Raw genomic sequence first — 22,784 nt, 5'->3', positions numbered from 1 at the left:
CCTTTGCTGGACCGTTCAGTCCGAAAACACAAATTCACTCAGGTTAAACAGAACGCGACACAAATTCGGCAGTCCATGAGAACGAGCGTAGTCGACGAGTTCCGCCTGCTCTGTTTCGCTGGCAGGGCGTTGCAGGGCCAGTTGCACCGCGTGCTGAACCTGGGTTTCCAGGTCGCCGGCTTCTTGTTCGATGCGTGATGCAAACAGCCGGGCCAGTTCCAGGTTAAATGTGCTGTTAAGCAGCGAGAGCGCTTGGAGCGACGTTAGCGTTTCGTTGCGTCGGGGCGTACTTTGCGACGAATCGGCGCAATCGAGCGTGGTCATCCAAGGATCGGGCTGAGAACGCACGATGAATCGGTAAATGCTACGGCGATGTGAAGCAGGGTCATTGGGATCGAATTTGTGATACTCGTAATGTGGCGAGTGTGTCGTCTTCTCCAGCGCAAACAGATAAAAGCCGGGGCCGCCCATCTTCAGATCCAGTGCACCACTGACGGCCAGAATCGAATCTCGGATTTCTTCCGCCTCCAAGCGGCGGCGATTGGCTCGCCACAGGTATTGATTACCTGCATCAATTTCCGCGTTCGCAGTGATGTGTTGCGATGACTGCTGGTAAACATTACTGGTGACGATCAATCGGTGCAGCGACTTCATCGACTCACCCGAGTCGCGGAACTCAACCGCCAGCCAATCCAGCAGCTCGGGATGAGTCGGCTTGGCCCCCATCCGACCAAAGTCGTTCGGCGTTTCGACGATTCCACGCCCGAAATGATATTGCCAGATCCGATTCACAATCGATCGCCATACCAACGGGTGATCTCTGCCGGTCAGCCAACGCGCCAGCGCCGCGCGACGCTGATCATCTTTGAGTCCCGCGTCCAACTGGAACTTGTCGGACTCATGAAGCGGCACGACGCCGGGTATAGAGGGATCGCCGGGCTGTTGGATGTTGCCACGATGGAGCACGTGGATCACGCGCGGCTTGCCCTTGGTGGGCTTGAAATTGCCTTGAGCTTGGAAGTTTGTTGCGGCCGCGTAGACCATCTTTCCCTTTGGCAATTTGCTCAGACGGTCCTGTGTGTCTTTGATTTCCTTTCGAATCTGATCGTCCCGCTGACTTCGCTCGGGCGTCAGGATCGATGCCATGATCTCGTCGCGCTCATTGATTTCCGCAGCGAGCTGTTGCTGCCGCTGCGGATCGCCACCTTGAGCCCAAAATCCATCCGTCAGGTTCTGGCGTGCCCACCGCACCGGCGCTTCAATCGAATCGCCTGACGCGACCTTGGCCCCCAATGCGACATTGGTGCCGTCAGCTTGCAGAACCTGCAGCTCGGCGAGCGCCATGATGAAGACCCCTTTACGATCGGCTAGCCGGGTCGCCGTGATGCGAACGTTACGAATCGTCTGGTCGACATCCGCAATTTTCACGGCGGACAATCCCGGGTTGGGAAAGTCGGATTCCGTTTGGTCCAGAACGGTCTTCCAATCACCGTCCAGTAACACTTCGACACGAAAACGAACGGGGAATCCAAAGCCTGCGCCAATACTTCCGAAATCATCATGGCACGGGCGCAGCACAATCTTTGAAACTTCAAGCCCTTTTCCGAGATCGACCTCCACCCACTTTTCGACATCTTGCTGTTTTGCGATGCCGGTGTGATAGCCGAACTGCGGTTCTTTGACGACTTTGATTTTCGCCAGGGACTCTGCAATCTGTTTCTTGAGTTCAGCCAGCCTGGGGCCGCCTAATTCAGTGATTTCCTCAGCAGACTCTTTCTCTTGTTTCCGCAACTCTGCCAGCCGAGTATCCAGCTCGATACGTTGCTGGTCGATCTCAGGATCCAGATCGTAGGTGCGATCGGCACGGTCGATGGCAGCAAACAGCGATTGCAGTCCGTAGTAATGTTCCTGTGTGATCGGATCGAACTTGTGATTGTGGCAGCGGGCACACTGAATGGTCACACTGCAGAATGTGTTCAGCGTGTTGGACACCATGTCGTCACGGTCGAGATTGCGAGCCACCTTGCCATCAAGTTTTGTTTCCGGAACTTCCACGTGCCCGATGTGATCCCACGGTCCGGCGGCGATGAAACCGAGTCCCAGAATTCCGTCCGGCTGCCCCGGAAACAAAACGTCTCCGGCAATCTGCTCTTGCACGAACTGCGAGTAAGGTTTGTCGTCGTTGAATGATCGAATCACATAATCACGATAGGGCCATGCATTGCTGCGTAGCTTGTCCTTGTCATAGCCATGAGTATCGGCGTACTTGACAATATCCAACCAGTGACGCCCCCACCGTTCGCCGTAGTGTTTCGACTGAAGCAGGCGATCGACTAGTTTTTCAAAAGCCTGGGGATCCTTATCGTGGACAAACCGATCGACCTGCTCGGGAGTCGGTGGAAGTCCGATCAGGTCATAGGTCACTCGGCGAATCAACGTGCGGCGATCGGTCGGCTCGGAAGGAGTAAGCCCCTTCTGATTCAACTCACTTAGAATGAACTTGTCGATGGTCGACTTTGCCCAGAAATGGCTGATCTGCGGAACTGGCGGGCGGATCAATGGCTGGTAAGACCACCAATCAAAGTTGTCGACGTTCGACTCTTGAAGCGTCAATCCTTGCGGCCATTTCGCTCCCTGGTCGACCCACTGCTTAAGTAATGCCACTTCACTTTCTGCCAGTGGCTTTGCGTCTTTCGGCATCGCGGGCGGTTCACCGTCGGTCCCGGTGACAAGCTCGATCAGGTAGCTACCGGCAGCATCTCCAGCCGTCACGTACTCGTTCGCAGCGAGATCGGCGATCGTCGCCAACGAGATGTCACCTTCCCTGTTCCCCGGCGAATGGCAGCCTATGCAATGCTGAGCAAATATCGGTGCGATGTCTGTTACAAAATCGACTGCTCGCGCTTCGCACGCCGAAAAAACAGCAAGTGAAAAGGCGAGTAGACGTCGGGCGTGGGGGGATTGGCTTGGTCGTGTTCGTTTCATCTTTCCCGTTCTCAAAAGACATCGCCCTACCAGTATGCCCTCAATTACTTGTGCATGCACGGTAATCGCTGCTGTTGTGGTAGAAGTACCGCACGAAACGAGACAGTGGAAAAGACCTGTGCTGGCGTCCCCTACGGTTTGACAGCCACGCTTGGTGTAGAATGGCAGTCCCGCCTGTTATGAACTGCCCACCTTAAACCCTGCCTTTCTGGGTACTCGCCCATGCTGAATCCTCTCTATGGATTGGACCGTCGAGGTTTGCTTTGCGCCGCTGCTGCGGGCGTCGCTGGATCGATGCTGCCGAAAGGTATCTCATTGGCGGGCGATCCCATGTCCGACAAGCCGGTCGGATTTGGTAAGGCCAAGTCGGTGCTGATCGTGCTGCTTAGTGGTGGTCCGAGCCAACTTGACACGCTCGATCCAAAGCCTGACGCGCCGGCGGAAGTGCGCGGTGAGTTCTCGCCGATCTCGACGACGATTCCCGGTGTTCAGGTCTGCGAACACTTGCCAAAGCTCGCACAACAGACCGATCGCTGGGCCATCGTACGGACGCTCGCCCATCGCGAACACAATCATCTGCTGGCGACGCATGTGGCGTTGACCGGTCGTCCTACGCCGGTGCCGCGCGGTGGATCGGATTTGGATCGCGTTGAAACACGCAACGATTTTCCCAACTACGCCTCGGCCTTGGATTTCATTCGTCCGCGCACCGATGGCATGCCTTCGGGTGTTTCGCTACCGAACTATTTGATCGAAGGCCCTTTGACTTGGCCCGGTCAACACTCTGGCTTTCTAGGCGCGAAGCATGATCCGTGGCAAATCAATGGCGATCCGAACGACAAAGATTTTCGGATGCAGGCGCTCTCGATGCGCGAGGGTGTCTCAACAGGACGATTGCAATCGCGACGACAGCTGCTTGATAAATTGAATCGTGGACATAGCAGGTTGACGGGAGTCGAAACCGATTCACTCCGCGATCAACAGAACCTCGCCTACGGCTTGCTGACTTCGGGCAAGTTGACGGACGCTTTCGAGATCAATCGCGAGACCGATGCCACGCGAGATCGTTACGGTCGCAACAAATTCGGGCAATCGCTGCTATTGTCCAAACGTATGATCGAAGCTGGCGTGCCGGTCGTCCAAGCGACGATGGGAATCGTGCAGACTTGGGACACGCATACCGACAACTGGGGCAAGCTAAAGAACACGTTGTTGCCGCAGTTGGATCAAGGCTTGGCGGCGCTCACCGATGACTTGACGGCGAGCGGCTTGATGGACGAAACGCTGCTGATCGTGATGGGTGAATTCGGACGGACGCCGAAAGTTAGCACCTTGCCCGGCCAAACGATTCCCGGCCGCGACCATTGGGCTCACGCGTATTCCGGTCTGTTCGCGGGAGCCGGAATCCAAGGCGGACAAGTACTCGGCCAGACTGACGGACAAGCGGCTTACCCGGTAACAAACTCGTGGTCGCCGGCGGATATCTGCAGCACGATCTTCAATGCCCTGGGTGTCAATTCGAGTGCGACCCTTATGGATCCACTTAATCGCCCGCATCATTTGCTCAACGGCAACGTCATCTCGAATCTGTACACGGGAGCGTCAGCGTGAGCAAGCGAGTTCAAGAGTCGCAATGCAGTTGGCAACATGCGAGGCGTTCACGTCGCGACGCGTTGCAAGCGGGTGCCATTGGAATTCTTGGACTCGGCATGAATCATCTCGCTGGGTTGCGCCAGGCGACTGCGGCGGAGGGTCGTCAGCCCAGCGGCAAAGCGAGATCGTGCATCTTCATTTTTCTTTCAGGTGGATTGTCGCAGCACGATAGCTTTGACATGAAGCCGAACGCTCCCGACAACATTCGCGGTGAGTTCCAACCTCGCGCTACGAAGACTCCGGGACTGCAGATTTGCGAACACCTACCGAAACTCGCCGAGCGAAGCCAGATGTGGTCGCTTTGTCGTTCGCTAACCCACGGCTCCAACGAACACTCCGCCGCCCATCACATCATGTTGACGGGTCATTCCGAGTTGCCGGCTGGATTCAGTCCGAATAACCCGAGCCGATCCGATCGAGCGTCGATTGCTGCGGTGACGGGCTATGCGATGCGTGCGAAACAGCAAAACAATTTGCCAACAGCCGTCGTGTTGCCAGAACGACTTGTGCACAACAGCGGACGCGTGATCCCTGGGCAACACTCCGGTCCGATGGGGCCGCAACACGATCCCTGGATGATCGAAGCGTCGCCGTTCCACAACACTTCGTATGGTGCGTTTCCCGAGTACGCGTTCGATCACCAGGATCGCGGCAAGCCAGACGAACGTCTGTTTCAAGCCCCGCAACTTTCCTTGCCAGACGGACTTGGCATGCAGGCCATCAACGGTCGGCTAGCGCTGTTGGAGTCGCTTAATCGCCAGCGTGAGGACCTCGCATCGTACGCTCAAGTCGAGAACTTCGATCGCTTGCGGCAAGGAGCGGTGTCCCTGTTGACGGAATCCTCCGTGCATCAAGCACTAAACGTAACGAACGCGGACGAGAAGCATCTTGATCGTTATGGTCGCAACTCGTTTGGTTGGTCGTTGCTGATGGCGCGGCGACTGGTCGGCGCGGGAGTCAGCCTCGTGCAGGTTAATTTAGGCAACGATGAAACGTGGGACACGCACGGCAATGCGTTCCCGCACTTGAAGAACAATTTATTTCCTCCGACTGATCAAGCCGTTTCGGCTTTGCTGGATGATTTGCATTCGACGGGCGAATTGGATGAGACGCTGATCGTGATGGCCGGCGAGTTTGGGCGTACGCCACAGATCACTTTGCTTGAAAAACATTACAAATTGCCAGGCCGCGACCACTGGGGCGCCGTCCAATCGGTTTTGTTCGCCGGCGGCGGGATTCGCGGCGGCAACGTCGTTGGTAAGTCGGATGCGCGAGGTGCGTATCCCGACGAACAACCAGTCAAGCCGGAGAACTTCGCTGCAACGATCTACGACGCCTTGGGAGTCCCAGCCACCGCCGCTTGGCATGACGCACAGAATCGCCCCCACCACATTTACCACGGCGAACCCATCGCCGGTTTGAGTTAGTCGGAATCGTAGCCCAGGCTGCCAGCCTGAGAGCGTAGGCAGGCAGCGCGCACGACGACAAATTATTCCCACCGAGAACACCATGTCATTTCGTGAAACAAGCATGCCAACGGGCTGCAACGAATTTCGACGTTTCAATCGCTTGAACCGTCGGCAAGTATTGCAGGCGGGTGCGATCTCGGCGCTCGGTCTGGGCTTGGGTGATTTGGAATCGCGACTGGCGCTCGCACAAGAAAACGGACTGAGCTTGCCAGCCAAGCGTGCCAAGGCATGCATCTTCTTGTTCATGTGGGGCGGGCCAAGTCAACTGGAAACGTTCGACATGAAGCCCGATGCGCCGGCGGAAGTGCGTGGCACCTTCAACCCGATCTCAACCAAAGTTCCAGGCATTCAAATCTGCGAACACTTCACGCAGCTCGCATCGATGACGGACAAGCTCGCGATCATTCGCTCACTCACGCACGACGATCCCGCTCACTTGTCCAGCGGACATGCAACGCTCACTGGTCAGCTCGCACCGGTGCTCAAGAGCGACGCTGATCCGCCGAGCGCCAAGGACTCGCCGCACTTGGGCGCATTGGTATCGAAGCTTCGCCCCAGTACGAATGGTTTGCCGTCCTTTGTTGCCATGCCATGGAAAGCGTTTCATCCTGCCGCACCCGGCGGCGAAGCGCCTGGGCAACACGGTGGCTGGTTGGGTTCGGCCTACGACGGCATGTTGCTGGGTGGCGATCCCAATGATCCAAACTGGCACCCGCAAGGACTGTCACTACCAGCGGACATTGGGATTGGACGTTTGGAATCGCGAGTGGAATTGCTGAAGACGCTCGACGCTCAGCGTGCGAACCTGCATCGTTCGCTCGGCGCGTCATCCTATGGGAACCACCAAGCACGCGCGATGCAAATGATCGGTTCAGGCAACGTGCGTTCAGCGTTTGATTTGACTCAAGAAAGCGACGCAACGCGTGAACGTTACGGTCGCAACATTCACGGCCAATGCGTCTTGATGGCTCGGCGCTTGGTTGAACATGGCGTGCCGCTGATCTCAGTGAATTGGCACAACGACGGCAAAAACTTCTGGGACACACACGGCGACAATTTCAATCGCTTGAAGAACGACTTGATCCCACCCGCCGACCGAGCACTCGCAGCACTTTTGACGGACTTAGAAGAACGCGGCTTGCTGGACGAAACCATTGTAGCGTGGGTCGGCGAGTTTGGTCGTAAGCCACAGATTACGGCGAACAATGCGGGCCGCGAACACTGGCCGTTTTGCTACAGCGGCCTACTGGCCGGCGGCGGCATTCGGCCAGGCATGGTTTATGGCTCAAGCGACAAACACGCTGCCTACCCCGCATCCGATCCTGTCACGCCACAGGATTTCGCCACCACGATCTTGCATGCAATGGGGCTGCCAACCGAAACCGCGCTGCTCGATCGCGAAAACCGACCTCACCGAATCACCTCAGGGAGAGTCTTGCATGAACTCCTCGCCTAATGAAAACGTTCCATCGTCCTACCGAATGAAGCCCATGCGAAACCGAACTTACACGCTTTGCTTAGTGAGTCTCGCTTGGCTGTGTTTGTCGCTTCACGCCACAGCCCAAACGATCAATTCGGTGCAGCCGCGAACCTTCAAGCCGGGGCAAACGACCCAGTTGCTGATTCAAGGCACGGACTTGAACGACTCGCTGCGAATCGCATCCAGTGAAGAATCGGTGCGGTGGCAAGTCGAAAAGATCGAGCCTACTCAAGTCACCGTCGCTCTGACGCTATCCGAAGACGTGCAACTTGGCCCGATGAGTCTGTGGCTGACGACAGCGACGGGCGTAGTCAAACCCCATGTGGTCATCGTCGACGACTTAGATGCGGTGAAGGACAGCGGCAACAATCACTCGATCGAAACGGCGCAACAGCTATCCACGCGATCAACTGTCGAAGGTGTTTGCGATGCGTCGGTCAGCGATTTCTATCGAATCCATGCGACTGCGGGTGAACGGATTGCCGTCGAAGTCCACACGCAGCAGCTTCGCTCCGCAATGGACCCAGTGCTTCGCGTGCTCAATGCCGCTGGAGAGACACTGATCCAAGCTGACGACAGTTTGGTCGGTCCCGATTGCCGGTTCAGTTACCAATTCACAGAGGAAGGCGACTACTGGCTGCAGATTCAAGACAGCCGCAATGCCGCCGGTGGCGCAGCTTATCAATTGCGAATCGGTGACTTCCCAATCGTCAACCAGTGTTATCCACTCGCTGTGCGCAGTGGCGAAAAGACTTCGGTTGCCTTCTCCGGACCCGATGGAGAACGGTTGCCAGCACGCGAGATGGACGTTCCTGCCGGAGCTCCAGGCAACATGCTAGTTCGTGCCAAATTCGACGACGGACAATCTTCTAGTTGGGTACCGCTCTATTGCAGTCCGTATCCGCAATTGATTGAGGCTGCGTCAAACGACAGTCTGACATTGCCGATCGGCATCAACGGTCGTTTAGGGCAACCGCAAGAAGTCGATAACTATCTCATCCGTTGTGCCAAGGGACAAGTCATTCGCATCGCTGCGAAAACGCGCAGCCTGGGCAGTCCCACGCTATTGCAAATGCAGTTGTTCAACGCTGCCGGAGCGAAGATTGCTGAAACCAAAGTCACCGACGCTGACGAGTGGAGCTTTGATGCGACGCTGCCCGAAGATGGTGACTATCGTTTGGACGTCACCGACTTGCTGAAACGTGGCGGCGATGAGTTTGCTTACCACATCGAATGCGCTCCGTCCGGATCGTTTAGCGTTGCACTCAAAGCCGACGCAGCGACACGGGAAGCATTCATGATCGAACCCGAGCACGGCGCATGTGCTCTGGACCTGCAAATCTCGCGGTTCGGTTACGACGGTGAGATCGAACTCGCGCTGACGAACGCGGAATCAGGTTTGCGAATCGTGAATCCTCGCATTCCCGCGAAAGTCGCCGAGGCGAAAATTTACCTGACTGCAAGTGAAGCATGGAAATCCGACAGCCTGGACGTCGTGCGAATCAGTGCGACCTCCGTCGACAATCCCGAACAAAGTTGCGTCGTCAACAGTCACTCGCTGCGACGCGTCAAGGAGCCGTTTGTGCTTGCTCCTTCGACGCAAGCCGACGGCGTGATTGTACTCGCCGCTACGACGACCACCGATGCGCCGTTCACGATGGAACCAACCGCTCCGGTACAGTTCGCTCGTCCCGTTCGTTCGCACTCGGCCGCACTGACGCCCAAAAGAATCCAAGCCGAATTCAAAGCGGGCGTCGATGTGCTCTCCAGTGCGTTGCCTGCTGGTTGGAACGCGAGCACGAAAGTGGATAAGGAATCGTACACGTTAACGCTGTTGCGCAGCGACCAAGCCACGGGTGAACCCGAGCAACTGCCGTTGCTGGTCTTCGGTGAGTTCAACGGACACGGACGCATCGAAACTTATAACTTGCCGATCCAGTGGATTGATCCCGTTCGCGTCACGACAAAATTTTCGGAACCGTTTGTGCGTGGCGGACGAGTTCGCGCGGAAGTGCATCTACTGCGTGAGGGAACGGATCCGCAGCCAGTAACCATTACGTTTGCGAGCTTACCAGTCGGCATCACAGGGCCTGAGTCGCTTGTCGTCTCCGCCGATCAATCACATGCGGAATTCGATTTGCAAATCACTGCTGACGCCGCACTCGATGTTGCTCATGAGCTAACCGTCAACGCCGCCAGCAAATACGCAGGTCAGGATTTCACGGTCGCATCGACACACGCATTGCCGAAGCTGGACGATAGTCCCACGAATCTGATCGTGTACCCGAGCGAGATTGTGTTAGCAGATTCGCGTGGCAGACAGCAAATGGCGGTCACCGGAACCGACGTGCAAAATCTGCCGCGCGACTGGACTCGCCATGCACGACTCACTTCATCCAACCCACAAGTTGCCGAGGTGCGTGACGGAGTCGTTTATCCGATTGCTGATGGAGAAGCCGAAGTTGTCGTCGAAGTTGGTATGCATCGACAAGTCATCCCGGTCCGAGTTTCCAACGTCACCACGCCGCGTAAGATCGAGTTCGAGTCCGAAGTCTTGGTCGCGTTGTCCAAGCAAGGTTGCAACTCCGGTGCTTGTCATGGTTCGCCGAGCGGCAAAGGCGGGTTTCGCTTGTCGCTACGCGCCTTTGATATGAAACTCGACGAGTTGACGTTGATCCGCGAAGACTTTGGTCGTCGTACGAACTCGCTGGATGCTGAACAAAGCCTGCTGTTGCTCAAACCCTTGATGAAAGTTGCGCACGGCGGTGGCAAGCAGTTGCACAAAGACGATGCGGCTTATGCGATTTTGCGAGACTGGATTGCCAGCGGTGCGAATGCTGACCCCGCGGACACGCCACGCGTCACCAAGCTTGAGGTCTATCCGAATCAAAAACAAATATTGGCGGTCAAAGACGGCGGCCAGCAACTGGCCGTCACGGCTCACCTTGCCGATGGTCGCCGGCGTGACGTAACGCATCTGGTCGCCTACGAAACTTCCGACACGGCTGTCGCGACCGTTGATGTCAATGGCTTTGTGACCCCACATGAACGCGGTGAAGTTGCGATCTTGGTGCGGTTGCTGGAGTACATCGAATCCGTGCCGTTGATGTTTGTCGAGAACTTGGACGATTTCGAGTGGAAGTCTCTGGCGCCGAACAACTACATCGACGAACTTGTGAATGCCAAACTGCAACAACTGCAGTACTTGCCCGCAGAAACATGCAGCGACGATGAGTTCCTGCGACGGGTCAGTTTGGACCTGCTCGGAATTTTACCCACCATTGAAGAAACAACCGCGTTCTTAGCGGATACCGGCGAGCGTAAACGCGATCGGTTGGTTGACGCGCTGCTCCAGCGAGAAGAGTACGCGAAGTTCTGGTCGCTGAAGTGGGGCGACTTGCTGAGGATGACTAGCAAGTTGGTCGGCGACGAAGGAGTCTACAAATACCATCGCTGGGTCGAACAGTCGCTGCATGAAAACATGCCTTACGACCAGTTTGCCAAAGAACTGCTCACCGGTGCCGGCAGTACGCTGTCCAACCCGCCCGCGAATTTCTATCGCACCTCCACCGACATGAACGAATGTGTGGAAACCATCTCGCAAGTCTTCCTCGGTGCGAGACTGCAGTGCGCCAAATGCCACAATCATCCCTTCGAGCGCTGGACGCAAGACAATTACTATGGACTTGGCTCGTTCTTCAATCGTGTCCAACGACGCAAGACGGATCGACCCGGTGAGATGTTTGTCTACACCAGCTTTTCCGGCGACGTGACGCAGCCCAGAACCGGCCAAGTCATGGCCCCCTGGTTGCCGCAAGTCGGCAGCATCCAGTCGCCCGGCGACACCGACCGACGCCTCGCGTTCGCCGATTGGTTAGTGAATCCTGACAATCCGTATTTTGCCCGAATCGAAGCCAATCGCATTTGGAGTCAACTCTTTGCGCGAGGCATTGTCGATCCCATCGACGACTTCCGCGACTCCAATCCTCCATCGAACGCAGCCCTGTTGGACGCGCTCGCGAAGGACTTTGTCGAAAGCGGCTATGACCGAAAGCATTTGCTGCGAGTCATCTTGAACAGCCGGACTTATCAAGCGAGTTACCAAACAACGGAGTTCAACCAGGAGGACACCAAGTACTTCTCGCATCAAGAGCCTCGTTTGCTGGGAGCAGAACAATTGCTCGACGCCATCAATCGGACCCTAGCACTCGAACAGAAATTTGGCAGCCTACCCGCAGGCACGCTCGCGACCCAATTGCCAGCTCCGGATGTCGTCAAAGTTGATTTCTTGAAAGTTTTCGGCCAACCCGAACGAAGCACCGTTTGTGCGTGTGAACGAGCTGACGATTCCAATCTGGGCATGGCCATCGAGTTGTTCAACGGACCGATGATCCACGAGAAGTTGCGAGACACTAACAATCGTTTCCGCAAAGCCTTGGCAGCCGGGAAGCCAGTCGAAGAAGTCATTCGCGACATCTATTTAGCATCCGTCTGTCGCCCACCGTCCGACATCGAGCTAAAAGCCTCGCTCGAGCATTGCAGCAAGAATCCAGATCCAGTCGTGGGAGTTGAGGATGTTTGTTGGGCCTTATTCAATACCGACGAGTTTTTGTTCCAGCATTAATCGCTGGATTTTCATCGAGCCCAAATAGATCCATGAAACAAATCTACATTCTTGCTGTTTCGCTAAGCTGCTTTCTGGTCCAAGTGTCGGTCACCTCAGGCGAAGAAACTGCGACGGTCAGCTTTCGCAGTGATATTGCTCCGATTCTGCTGGACAGTTGCCTCGCTTGTCATGGTCCCAAGAAAGCAGAAGGCGGCTATCGAGTCGATACTTATAAAGAGCTGCTTAAGGCGGGTGACTCGGGCGAATTGCCGATCGCTGCTTCGCCGGATCAAGTCAACGAGTTGCTACGACGCGTGGCCTGCGACGACGAATCGGAACGCATGCCGGCTGAGAGCGAACCTCTTGCGGCGGAGCAGATTGAGTTGATCAGGAAATGGATTGCCGCCGGCGGTAAGTTCGATGGTGAGGATGCTGGCCAGTCGCTGACGCTGGTTATTCCACCAGTCAAATACGCTGACCCGCCGGAAGTCTACAGCCAAGCCATTCCAATCACGGCGACGATCTTCTCTCCTGACGGAAAGCTGATTGTTACCAGCGGCTATCACGAGTTAGTCGTCTGGAATACCGAGGACGCGAAACTCGTTCGGCGGATCAAAAATGTCGGGCAACGTGTCTTTGCGTTGGCGTTTTCATCGGACGGACAAACATTGGCCGTCGGTTGTGGCGAGCCTGGACGAAGTGGAGAGGTGCGACTTGTCGATTTCAATTCAGGTGAAATCAAAGGCGTTGTTGCGAGAACCAACGACGTCGTGTTGGACATCGCCTATCGGCCTGGGACCAATGAACTTGCTATCGCTTCGTCTGACAGCACCATCCGCATCGTCGATGTTAAGACCCTGCAGGAAATTCGGTCGATCGCGAGTCACGCGGATTGGGTCACTGCGGTAGCTTGGAGCGACGACGGCACGCGACTGGCATCGGCCAGTCGTGACAAATCGGCAAAGGTGTACGACGGAGCCACGGGTGAATTGCTTTCGAGCTATCTAGGACACGGAGCAGCGGTGCGAGGCGTATCGATTCTCGCCGACAACAAGCAGGTTGTTTCCGTTGGAGCGGACAACAAGCTGCACCGATGGAATGTCGAAGGCGCCAAGAAAGTTGCGGAAGTTGGCGTTGGTGGTGAAGGTTACAAACTGATCCGCAACGGAACCGATCTCTTCGTGCCCTGTTCCGACCACCGACTGCTGCGAATCGATCTCGCCACCAATAAGATTGCCCAAGAATACAAGGGGCACAGTGATTGGGTGCTGTCAGCATGCTACCAGCCGAACACTGCGGGTGACGACAAACGTAACTACATCGCCAGCAGCTCTTTTAGCGGAGAAATTCGCATTTGGAACATCGCCGACGCCGCAATCGTTCGCCATTGGATCGCCAAGCCGTAGCCGGCACGAGCTATCTGCCAAGATGAGAGTTGGCAAATGGATCTGCAGGATTCTGTCAGCCGTACTAAATCCTAACTACTGCTGAGCCGTTAACGAGAAGAGTATCTGCGACATGAAACGACGAATCTTTCTGGGAAGTGGTCTGGCTCTGGCGATTTGCCCGCGCGCGGGAGCTGGTATGGACGAGTCGCGGCTTGAAAGCGCTTGCAGAATTCTAGCCAATGCTGCCGAGCAAGGGGAGATTCAAGCGAGTGCCATCTACGTCCAGCAGGGCTCGGATGTCTTTTCGCGAACGTATGGCCTAGCGCGTGACACCGACGCAATGTTCTTGTTGGCGTCGATTTCAAAAACGATCTCGATTGCCGCCGTGATGAAGCTTTTCGACGATGGTCGCTTTGAGCTCGATGATCGCGTGCAGCGATACCTTCCCGAATTTCAAGGCGACGGTTGCGAGAAGATCACGATCCGCCAGTTGATGACGCATGTCTCGGGGCTTCCCGATCAACTTCCCGAGAACGCCCGACTGCGCGCGTCGCATGCTTCGCTTGCCGAGTTCGTTGCCGCGGCGGTCAAGACACCGCTGCTGTTCGAGCCCGGTAGCCGATACAGCTATTCAAGCATGGCAATTTTGCTGGCCACAGAAGTCGCCCGGCGGATTAGCGGTCGTTCGATTGCAGACTTAACGCACGAGCGGATCTTCAAGCCGCTGCGGATGACGCGTTCGGCGATGGGGCTCGGGGCGTTCAAAATCTCTGACGTCTTGATGAATCAGGTCGATTGGGCTGCTCCTGAGTCGGGCGCGGGCGATCCGTCGACGAAGTCTTGGGACTGGAACAGTCCGTACTGGAGAAAGCTTGGGGCTCCTTGGGGGACTGCGCACGGTTCGGCGGAAGATGTCGCTCGATTCCTACGCGAGTTTCTGCATTCGACCGGACGGATCCTCAAGCCTGAAACCATCAAGCTGATAATCAGCAATCAGAATTCACCGAACATTCAACCACGAGGTCTTGGGTTTGATCTCGGGCAAATCGGCAATACGCCTCACCTGAGTGATGAAACCTTCGGGCACACTGGATCAACAGGAACGATTTGCTGGGCCGACCCGTCAACGGATTCAATCTGCGTGATTCTGACGACGCTACCCTACGGAGCAGTCTTTCCCCATCCCAGGGATCTCGTCGCGACGCGAATCGCTGAGGCCTTGCAAAAATCCTGAGCGAACGGCAGATGAGTTCGCACCGACTCGCCGGCCTTCCAGGTCGGGCGAGACGCGTGATGGACAAGATGTCCGTCTTACGGCATGCCGCTTTAACGAGCAATGACTACAATGGACAGATACAAAGATGGGTGTGATGAGCTTTCAAGTGACAATGATAAAAGCACGTTTTCTCCGTGGCACACTTGCCGTGATGGTCCTGGGCGTGTTGTGGATTAGTCCCAAGACGTGCTGGGCTCAGTCCGCGGCTGAGGAGGCGTTGGCTGAGGGGAAAGCCGACTCTGAGAAGTTCTTTCGTCAACGAGTCACTCCTTTTATCAAAACGTATTGCCTGGAGTGTCACCAGAACAGTCGACCGACAGAGGCCGGCCTCAGCTTCACCCCAGCCCTGGATACTCCAGGGCATGCTGCCTTCAGTGAAAAGTGGAAGAAAGCGGCGGCCAGAGTGAAGACACACGACATGCCACCGGATGGTTTGGAGCAGCCGACCGATGAAGAACGCCAGATGTTCATGAAATGGCTGGACAAGGTCAAATACCTCAGCCCCAAAGATCCTGGAACGTTTGTTATTCGTCGTTTGACTAAAACGGAATACAGCAACACGCTGCGCGATCTATTCGGTGTCGATCCGAAGATTGCCGCTGGCTTGCCAGATGAGGTCAGTGGTGAGGGATATCTTAATTCGCTCTCACCGCTTCAACTCGAGCAGTATCTTTCAATCGCCGATGAAGTGTTAGACCAAGTTTTGGCACCCGACGATTCCCCGCCCACGCAGTTCCAACAGCGACATTTTGGCGAAGCTCCCGCGTCAAAGAATGACTCTCGGAGAGAGGCACGAAAGGTAGCCCAGTCGCTGGCGAAGAGAGCTTACCGTCGACCGCCATCCGATGGCGAGCTCAAGGTGCTCTTGGACGTCTTCGACTTGGGACAACAAAACGAACTCTCGTATCCGGCGGCCTTGCGTTTGATGCTCAAGGCAATGCTCGTTTCTCCACAGTTCCTGTTCATCACTCCGGCTGAAGAATTTGAATCCGAGGCTGAGATTGTTCCACTTGACAATTATCAACTCGCCTCGCGATTGTCGTATCTGCTGTGGGCCACGATGCCTGACGATGAGCTGATGACGCTGGCTGGCTCCGGAAAGCTACACGAGCCGACGATCCTGAAAATGCAAGTGAAACGCATGCTGGAGGATCCTCGTTCGCGAGCCCTGTTTGACGGTTTCGGTGCTCAGTGGCTTCGTGTTGGGGATTTAGACAGCAAGACATTTGATCCCGCCAAGTTCCCCGAGATGACGGGAAAAATGCGCGCGGCGATGTACGACGAAGTGCGTCTCTTTTTCGAGAGTATCGTGCGTGAGAACCAAGGTGTCGCTCGTTTTATTGATAGCGATTACACGTTCCTCAACGAGAGTCTGGCCTCCATCTATGGGCTAGGCAAAACCGTTGCTGGCGCCGAGATGCGCAAGGTCAAGCTGACCAATAAAAATCGGGGAGGGATATTGGGAATGCCTGGAGTTCTCGCGTCGACGTCCTTCCCCAACCGTACCAGTCCCGTCATTCGCGGTGTGTGGGTGCTTGAACAATTGCTCGGGGAGCATGTGCCATCTGCTCCGCCAAACGTTCCGGCATTGGAGAAACAGGACCAGCAGTCGGTTGCCAATCTAACCCTACGCGAGCGCACGGAACTGCACCGCACCGATCCGGTCTGCGCCAATTGCCATCAGTTACTCGACCCGATCGGGTTTGGTCTGGAGAATTTCGATGCCATCGGTCGCTGGCGTGATCAGGACGAAAACGGTCAGCCGATTGACGCCTCGGGTGAGCTTCCTGATGGAAGTCGTTTTTCGAGTCCGCAGGAATTAAAGGTCATGATTGCCGGACGCCTCGATGACTTTTCACGCAACCTGGTTGAGAAATTGTTAGCCTATGCCCTGTGTCGAAGGCTGGAGGGGTATGACGAAATTGTGTTGGATGATTTGATGCGGGAGCTTGCTCAGGATGGCTACCGCATGCAGACAGTGGTCACAGCGATCGTCACCAGCTACCCCTTCACGCATCGTCGAACCGAGTAGTCGGCATCCCACAAGTTGTAGCGAAATCGAAACCAACCGCGGCTCAATATAAAGGTCTTCTAATGAGTAAAAACACAACGATTGACCGTCGGTTCTGTCTGAAAGGCGTTGGGGCTGCTCTCGCCTTGCCGCTGTTGGATTCGATGGGCTGGGCGGAAGCTAGCGAGAAGAAGGCGTTCAAACCGCCGATCCGACTGGGGTTCATGTACATGCCGCATGGCGTGATCATGGATCAGTTCTGGCCCACGGATGCGGAGAGTTTCCTCACGTCGCCGCCACCGGCACTCGATTCCCTGCGGCCCGTGCTTGATCAATGTCTGATGATGAAGGGCATCTCGGGAGTTTCCAACGGTCCTTTCAAAGGCGCGCCTCACGCACTCGAACTATCGACGTGGCTCACGGCCGCGTTGCCGGACCCGGACAAGCGGGATGAGATCAGCATCTCGATCTCTGCCGATCAGATTGCTGCGGGCGCTCTGGGAGCTTTCACCACATTGCCCTCGTTGGAACTTGCAACGATGCCTCAAACGTGGAAGGAAAACCAAGCGGGGCTGAACGAGGCCTATTATTCCCACTGCAGTTTCCGCTCGCCGACCCAAGCGGTTCCTGCCGAAAGCAATCCTCGCAACGTGCTGAATCGATTGTTTCACAAGAAAATAGAAGGCAGCGGGCGGGCATCCACAGGGATGAGTCCGTTAGACCGAGACATGCTGGATTTAGTCATTGGCGGTGCACGGGATTTGCGGCGGACCTTGTCGCCGACCGACCAGCGAAAGTTGGACGAGTACCTGGACAGCGTTCGCTCAGTCGAACGACGGATTGCCGCCATCGAACTGCGTCAAAAGGAGGCCGCCATGGAACAGGCGGGCGTCCGATCCAGTCGTCGCCACGAATCGGATTCCCCGCCTATTGAGATCAAGATTCCGGAGGGAGACAAACGTAGTGAGTACATGCAGGTGATGTGCGATCTGAACGTGCTGGCATTTCAGACCGATACGACCCGCGTCTGCACCTACATAGGATCGAGCCCGAACGGCGTGTCCTACCCCGAGTTGGGATTCACGGACAAGCATCATTCGACGACTCACCACAACAATGATCCAGAGAAGGTCAGGAAGGTAGCCGCGATCACGAAGTTCAACATCGATCAGTTCGCCTACATGGTGAAAAAGATGGCCAGTTTGCGCGAGGGCGACGGTACGCTGCTAGATAACTGCATCATGATGTGGGGCTCTGGCCTTGAAAACGGCGACAGGCACACCCGAGAGAACCTGCCGTTCATCTTGGCTGGTCGCGGAGGCGGTTCGATCAACACGGGACACTTCCTGCCGGACGTGAAGGGAAATCAGGGTGACCTGCTAACCACTTTGCTTACCTGCGCCGGGATTCCGCTGGACCGACCCGTTGGGATTGCAACCAAACAAATCAAAGAGATTGCCTCTGATGCGACACCGAGGAGCTGAACACTATGAAGAATGGTTTCTTACTTAGTCTGCTGGCTTGCTTGTTCGCCGTGCCATGCTTGGTTGCAGCGGAGCCGACTCGGGTATTGATCGTGGTTGGCCCGAGTACCCATCCGCCGGGATCGCATGAAGTCGCTGCTGGGGGACGGTTGTTGCAGCATTGCCTCGAAAATATGTCCAACGTTTCGGACGTCGCAGCGGAGGTGGTGTATGAGTGGCCGAAGGATCAGTCGCGTTTGAAATCGGTCAGCACGATTGTGTTCATCGGCGATACCTTTCCGCCTCAGCGATTGCCGGAGACCGCCACGATTCTTGCGCAGCTCGATACGCTGATGGCTCGTGGATGTGGCATTGTTTGCGTGCACTACGCAACCGGCTTGATGGGTCACGATGTTGGGCAGGCGGGTGAGCATCCGCTGCTCGGTTGGCTCGGTGGTTATTTTGCAAACAAGTCTTGCCCGCATCACCAAAGCATCGCCAAAATCTATCCTTCCGCAGCGATCACGCCGGCGACTCCGGAACATCCGATCTCACGTGGTTGGAATGAATTCATGTTGCACGATGAACCCTATGTCAACAACTATTTCGGAGCCGATCAGAATCGACTGGCCTCGAATGTGACGGCCCTAGCCACATCAATGTTGCCAACGGATTCACCCAAGAATGAAACGGTTGCTTGGTGTGTCGAGCGACCCGATAGCGGTCGTGGGTTCGGGATCGTGATGCCCCATTTCTACAAGAACTGGGCGTTGGCAGATTTGCGACGGTTTATCCTCAATGGAATTGTCTGGACTGCCAAGCGTGATGTTCCCGACGGCGGAGTGCAGACAACACTGCCGGACCTCACCACATTCTCTCCGGCGGCGGTTGAGTTTTCCGAAGATCCGCGAAAATTGGCGCGGCGGATCGTTCAATCCGCGGGAGGCAACGCGAATCTACTGAGTCGGTTTGCCATCGAGGAGCGATTGAATGTCAGTGACGATCCGGCAAAACCGGGCAAGCCTCGCGAGTCTGTTTTCGATGGCCACGAGAACTGGTGGTTTCGTGGAGGCAAGGGCGACTGGAAGAAAAAGAAAGACGAACCAGCCACGGATCTCGTGTGGGCGTGGACACTGCAGGCACTCGTCGATGAAAAGTCGAAACTGAAAGTGTTGCCGGAAATCGAAGAAGCCGGGCGAACCTTGGTTGGATTGCAAGTCAGCGAGTCGATCTCGCCAGCGATGGACGTCTACTTTGAAAAGACGAACCTGCAGATCGTGCGAATCGATTGGCGAAAGGACATCAATCGATTCAGTAACTGGAGGCAACACGATGGGGCGAAGTATCCGTCCAAGTGCATCGGATATCGCAAAGCAACCGGCAAGCCTTGGTTCGTCAGTGAGATTGTCGAACTGCGTCGTCTCGACGAACTTCCCGGCGACTTGCCGTGAGCTTGCGTTGATGGATCGGTCCGATTGGCAGAGTCAGCTTAAGGATCGTGCGGCTTTTGTATTTTGAAACGAAAGAGAAACGTCGAATGCAATGTCGATTGACCTGCTGCCTGTTCGTACTGATCAGCTTGCCTTTCAGTTCATTCCTGCTGGCTCAGGAGCCAACCCGATCTACTTTGTCGACGGTAGAGAAGTTGGCGGCGTTTTTGAAACGCTTCCCCGAAAGTGATGCCGATCACGACGGGCGTCTGACGATGGATAAGTATCGTAATTTTCAGCAAGATCGCCGCAGTCGAACCGAAGCTCGTCGGCCCGTGTCGCCGCACGCCGATATTGCCTACGGCGAGCATGAGCGGCAACGTTTCGATCTGTGGCCTGTTCCTGACGCCAAAGAACCAACACCCCTGGTTATCTTCATTCATGGCGGTGGCTTTCGCGGCGGCGATAAATCGGCTGTGAGCGAGAAACAGGTCAGGCTGTTTCAGGAAGCGGGCGTTGCATTTGCTTCGATGAACTATCGACTTTCCGATGTCGGTCCTTACCCGAACATGATGCACGATGCCGCTCGCGGGCTGCAGACGATTCGGCACCGAGCGAAGGAATGGAACATCGATTCGAATCGAGTTGCCTGTTTCGGCGGATCAGCCGGAGCCGGGATCAGTTTGTGGCTTGCTTTTCATGACGATCTGGCCCAACCCAACAGCGACGATCCCGTGGCTCGTCAGTCGACTCGGATTCTCGCCGCCGCGACACTCAATGGCCAATCGACGTATGACATGCACACCTATCGCGAGTGGTTTGGTGTTCCCGACCTACCGTTCCACGATGCGTTGCCTGCGTTCCTTGGGATTGATGGTGAAATCGAACTCTTCGACAAGGTAGTGAGGCAGCGGATGAAAGACGCTTCGCCGATCACGCACCTGTCGCGAGACGATCGGGCCAGGGTTTACATGGTGTACGGTCACGGGAATACGGAAGTCACCAGGGATACGCCCCAGGGCGACTGGGTTCACCACGTGCGTCTTGGTTTGAAGTTACAGGAAGCTATGCAAGCACTCGGACTCCAGTGCATCGTCCGAGCACCGGGGATCAACGTTGAAAATGATCCCGATGGTTCGGTAGAACGGTTCTTGATTCGGCAACTGATCGAAGCGAAGTAGTTCGCCATAACCGACACGCTACCCAGACTGGAACTTGCTTCGCAAACACTCTCGCTATCGTTGCCACCGACCAAGAGATAAAATAGCGATGCGAGCGACTCGCATCTTCAATAACGATAGGCTTCAAGCAATGCAGTATTTTCGAATTGGACTTGTGAGTTTTCTCGCATTCGCTTTGCTTAGCGTTTATCTTTTCGTTGTTGCGCCGAAAACGTGGGGCACCGAACCACCGATCTCCGCCGACGCCAAACCTTTCGCCCAGGGAGAGAGCACGGCAACGAAGACTGATGCCAGCGAAACGGCAGGTTTGATCGACACGAACGATGGTGGAGTAGTGCCGACCGCCGGAAATTTCAAGCGAGCCTCCGAGTACTCGGCCAGGAACGGCGGTCGCGCAGTGCTGGTGTTGGTTGACGGCAAGACCGTCTTTGAGAAATACGCCAACGGATTTGGACCTGAAACTGCCACCCACTTGCACAGTGCCACCAAGGCATTTTGGGGACCGGTGATTGCAGCGATGATCGAAGACGGGATGGTCGAATCCTTTGACGAACTTGCCGCAAAGACTCTAACCGAATGGAATGGTCATCCGCGAAAGAGTCGGATCACGCTCCGCCACCTGCTCACCCTCAGTGCCGGGCTCGTGCAGGATGTTACGAACTTGCAGGGCCACGACCGGCCGACCCTCGCCCGGGATCTCTATCGGCACGCGATCGGAGTGCCGGTGTTGCGCGAGCCTGGCGAGGTATTCCAATATGGTCCCAGTTGCTACTACGTGTTGGGCGAGATCATGAAACGAAAGTTGGCGACGCGAAAGCAGACGCCGCTGGACTACTTGAAGCAGCGGATCCTCGATCCGATCGGTGTGGAGGTCGGCGACTGGGTACACGACGTGTCGGGCAATCCACACATCCCTAACGGCGCACACCTGACCGCGCTTGAGTGGATAAAGTACGGCCAGTGGTTGCTTCAAGACGGTGAATGGAATGGGAAACAGATCGTCAGGAAGGATTTGCTGCACGAACTCATGAAGCCAAGCGATGCGAACCCCGGACATGGATTGGCTTTGTGGTTGAACCAGCCGGGCGGGCAAGGTTCGGTGGGGGTTGCCGCGCAGAGGACGGAGCCAAGAGACAAGGCCGGTTGGATTTACTGGGACGGCTGCCCTGACCTGTTTGCCGCGCTTGGCGCGGGGAAGTGCCGTATGTATGTCATCCCCTCGCTGAAGCTGGTTGCACTTCGGCAAGGAGACAGCGATCGGGATCGGTTCGAAGACAACACCTTCCTCAGTCTGCTGCTCGCGGGTCAAGCTGCTGAGGCATCCGTGCGAGATTTCGGCGTCCCGGGTAACAAGCGCCAAGCTGTGCAAATATTCCTCCAAAGATTCGACCGAAACAGTGATGGCAAGATTGCACAAGACGAAGCCGGGCCACGACTGAAGAGCTCGTTCAATTTCCTCGATGAGAATCGCGACGGCGCACTCGATGCATCAGAACTGCAGTTGCTTCTCGATCGACAGAGTGTTGGTCCATAATGTCACCAACACGGCTCGGACAGACTTACGGGAGTCGTGTAGATGAATGGTGGCTCGTCATTCTGCAAATCGATTTATGCACGGAAAGCTTCCAGCCAGTTAAAGCCTAAGAGCAAACCCTTGAGGTTTCGCCAAGACTCATTCCTTCATCAGCAACTGGCCGTTGCGCAGATTGTCGGATTGGATGTTGGGGACGATGTCCTGTTTGTGATCACTATGCGTGGCTGGGGCTATCGCAACCAAAACGTGCAGCAATTCGAATTGCTCGGAAAAGTCGGGCCGAACGCGCTGGACTGGTTCATTCACCG

At 55.8% G+C, this 22,784-nt stretch carries 13 protein-coding genes; 11 read left to right on the top strand and 2 right to left on the bottom strand.

Annotation, left to right across the window (positions count from 1 at the left end):
* Window positions 1–15: 15 nt before the first annotated feature.
* Window positions 16–2,985 (bottom strand): DUF1553 domain-containing protein, encoded by a 2,970-nt coding sequence (locus Poly59_RS00125; protein WP_146532077.1) that lies wholly within the window; start codon window positions 2,983–2,985, stop codon window positions 16–18.
* 222 nt (window positions 2,986–3,207) lie between these two features.
* Here Poly59_RS00125 and Poly59_RS00120 point away from each other — a divergent pair, with 222 nt between their 5' ends.
* From Poly59_RS00120 to Poly59_RS00070, 11 genes are all read left to right on the top strand, one after another.
* The gene (locus Poly59_RS00120; protein ID WP_146532076.1) at window positions 3,208–4,596 is read left to right on the top strand and encodes a DUF1501 domain-containing protein; all 1,389 of its coding nucleotides are present in this window, start codon (window positions 3,208–3,210) and stop codon (window positions 4,594–4,596) included.
* Window positions 4,593–6,065 (top strand): DUF1501 domain-containing protein, encoded by a 1,473-nt coding sequence (locus Poly59_RS00115; RefSeq protein WP_222436020.1) that lies wholly within the window; start codon window positions 4,593–4,595, stop codon window positions 6,063–6,065. The genes Poly59_RS00120 and Poly59_RS00115 overlap by 4 nt, the downstream gene beginning before the upstream one ends.
* A gap of 82 nt (window positions 6,066–6,147) precedes the next feature.
* Window positions 6,148–7,563, top strand: a complete 1,416-nt coding sequence (locus Poly59_RS00110) for a DUF1501 domain-containing protein (protein ID WP_146532074.1) — start codon at window positions 6,148–6,150, stop codon at window positions 7,561–7,563.
* On the top strand, window positions 7,547–12,211 hold the full coding sequence (locus Poly59_RS00105) for a DUF1549 domain-containing protein (RefSeq protein ID WP_186775941.1): 4,665 nt from the start codon (window positions 7,547–7,549) through the stop codon (window positions 12,209–12,211). Before Poly59_RS00110 ends, Poly59_RS00105 begins: the two co-directional genes overlap by 17 nt.
* Before the next feature lie 32 nt (window positions 12,212–12,243).
* Complete coding sequence (locus tag Poly59_RS00100) at window positions 12,244–13,599, top strand: WD40 domain-containing protein (protein WP_146532072.1); 1,356 nt, start codon at window positions 12,244–12,246, stop codon at window positions 13,597–13,599.
* Window positions 13,600–13,711: 112 nt separating this feature from the next.
* Entirely contained in the window at window positions 13,712–14,815 is a 1,104-nt protein-coding gene (locus tag Poly59_RS00095) for a serine hydrolase domain-containing protein (protein ID WP_146532071.1), read from the top strand.
* 136 nt (window positions 14,816–14,951) lie between these two features.
* Complete coding sequence (locus tag Poly59_RS00090; RefSeq protein WP_222436019.1) at window positions 14,952–16,889, top strand: DUF1592 domain-containing protein; 1,938 nt, start codon at window positions 14,952–14,954, stop codon at window positions 16,887–16,889.
* Window positions 16,890–16,951: 62 nt separating this feature from the next.
* Window positions 16,952–18,352: a DUF1552 domain-containing protein gene (locus tag Poly59_RS00085; protein ID WP_146532069.1), complete on the top strand. Its 1,401-nt coding sequence runs from the start codon at window positions 16,952–16,954 to the stop codon at window positions 18,350–18,352.
* A 5-nt stretch (window positions 18,353–18,357) separates the two neighbouring features.
* Window positions 18,358–19,782 (top strand): ThuA domain-containing protein, encoded by a 1,425-nt coding sequence (locus Poly59_RS00080; protein WP_146532068.1) that lies wholly within the window; start codon window positions 18,358–18,360, stop codon window positions 19,780–19,782.
* 86 nt (window positions 19,783–19,868) lie between these two features.
* Window positions 19,869–20,942 carry an alpha/beta hydrolase gene (locus Poly59_RS00075; RefSeq protein ID WP_146532067.1) on the top strand — a complete coding sequence of 358 codons (1,074 nt, stop codon included), beginning with the start codon at window positions 19,869–19,871 and terminating at the stop codon, window positions 20,940–20,942.
* An 88-nt stretch (window positions 20,943–21,030) separates the two neighbouring features.
* Window positions 21,031–22,476 (top strand): serine hydrolase, encoded by a 1,446-nt coding sequence (locus tag Poly59_RS00070; RefSeq protein ID WP_146533146.1) that lies wholly within the window; start codon window positions 21,031–21,033, stop codon window positions 22,474–22,476.
* A 138-nt stretch (window positions 22,477–22,614) separates the two neighbouring features.
* On the opposite strand, the gene Poly59_RS29165 is transcribed toward Poly59_RS00070, so the two are convergent.
* Window positions 22,615–22,782 carry a hypothetical protein gene (locus Poly59_RS29165; RefSeq protein WP_186775939.1) on the bottom strand — a complete coding sequence of 56 codons (168 nt, stop codon included), beginning with the start codon at window positions 22,780–22,782 and terminating at the stop codon, window positions 22,615–22,617.
* Window positions 22,783–22,784: the final 2 nt, after the last annotated feature.

This window comes from Rubripirellula reticaptiva (assembly GCF_007860175.1).
In the GTDB taxonomy this organism is placed as follows: domain Bacteria; phylum Planctomycetota; class Planctomycetia; order Pirellulales; family Pirellulaceae; genus Rubripirellula; species Rubripirellula reticaptiva.
This window is presented reverse-complemented; position numbering and strand designations above follow the sequence as displayed.

What these genes read in the sequence shown, in the direction of transcription:
- Poly59_RS00125 (WP_146532077.1), bottom strand. Translation starts at nt 2,985, where the DNA reads ATGAAACGAACACGACCAAGCCAATCCCCCCACGCCCGACGTCTACTC.
- Poly59_RS00120 (WP_146532076.1), top strand. Translation starts at nt 3,208, where the DNA reads ATGCTGAATCCTCTCTATGGATTGGACCGTCGAGGTTTGCTTTGCGCC.
- Poly59_RS00110 (WP_146532074.1), top strand. Translation starts at nt 6,148, where the DNA reads ATGTCATTTCGTGAAACAAGCATGCCAACGGGCTGCAACGAATTTCGA.
- Poly59_RS00105 (WP_186775941.1), top strand. Translation starts at nt 7,547, where the DNA reads ATGAACTCCTCGCCTAATGAAAACGTTCCATCGTCCTACCGAATGAAG.
- Poly59_RS00100 (WP_146532072.1), top strand. Translation starts at nt 12,244, where the DNA reads ATGAAACAAATCTACATTCTTGCTGTTTCGCTAAGCTGCTTTCTGGTC.
- Poly59_RS00095 (WP_146532071.1), top strand. Translation starts at nt 13,712, where the DNA reads ATGAAACGACGAATCTTTCTGGGAAGTGGTCTGGCTCTGGCGATTTGC.
- Poly59_RS00090 (WP_222436019.1), top strand. Translation starts at nt 14,952, where the DNA reads ATGAGCTTTCAAGTGACAATGATAAAAGCACGTTTTCTCCGTGGCACA.
- Poly59_RS00085 (WP_146532069.1), top strand. Translation starts at nt 16,952, where the DNA reads ATGAGTAAAAACACAACGATTGACCGTCGGTTCTGTCTGAAAGGCGTT.
- Poly59_RS00080 (WP_146532068.1), top strand. Translation starts at nt 18,358, where the DNA reads ATGAAGAATGGTTTCTTACTTAGTCTGCTGGCTTGCTTGTTCGCCGTG.
- Poly59_RS00075 (WP_146532067.1), top strand. Translation starts at nt 19,869, where the DNA reads ATGCAATGTCGATTGACCTGCTGCCTGTTCGTACTGATCAGCTTGCCT.
- Poly59_RS00070 (WP_146533146.1), top strand. Translation starts at nt 21,031, where the DNA reads ATGCGAGCGACTCGCATCTTCAATAACGATAGGCTTCAAGCAATGCAG.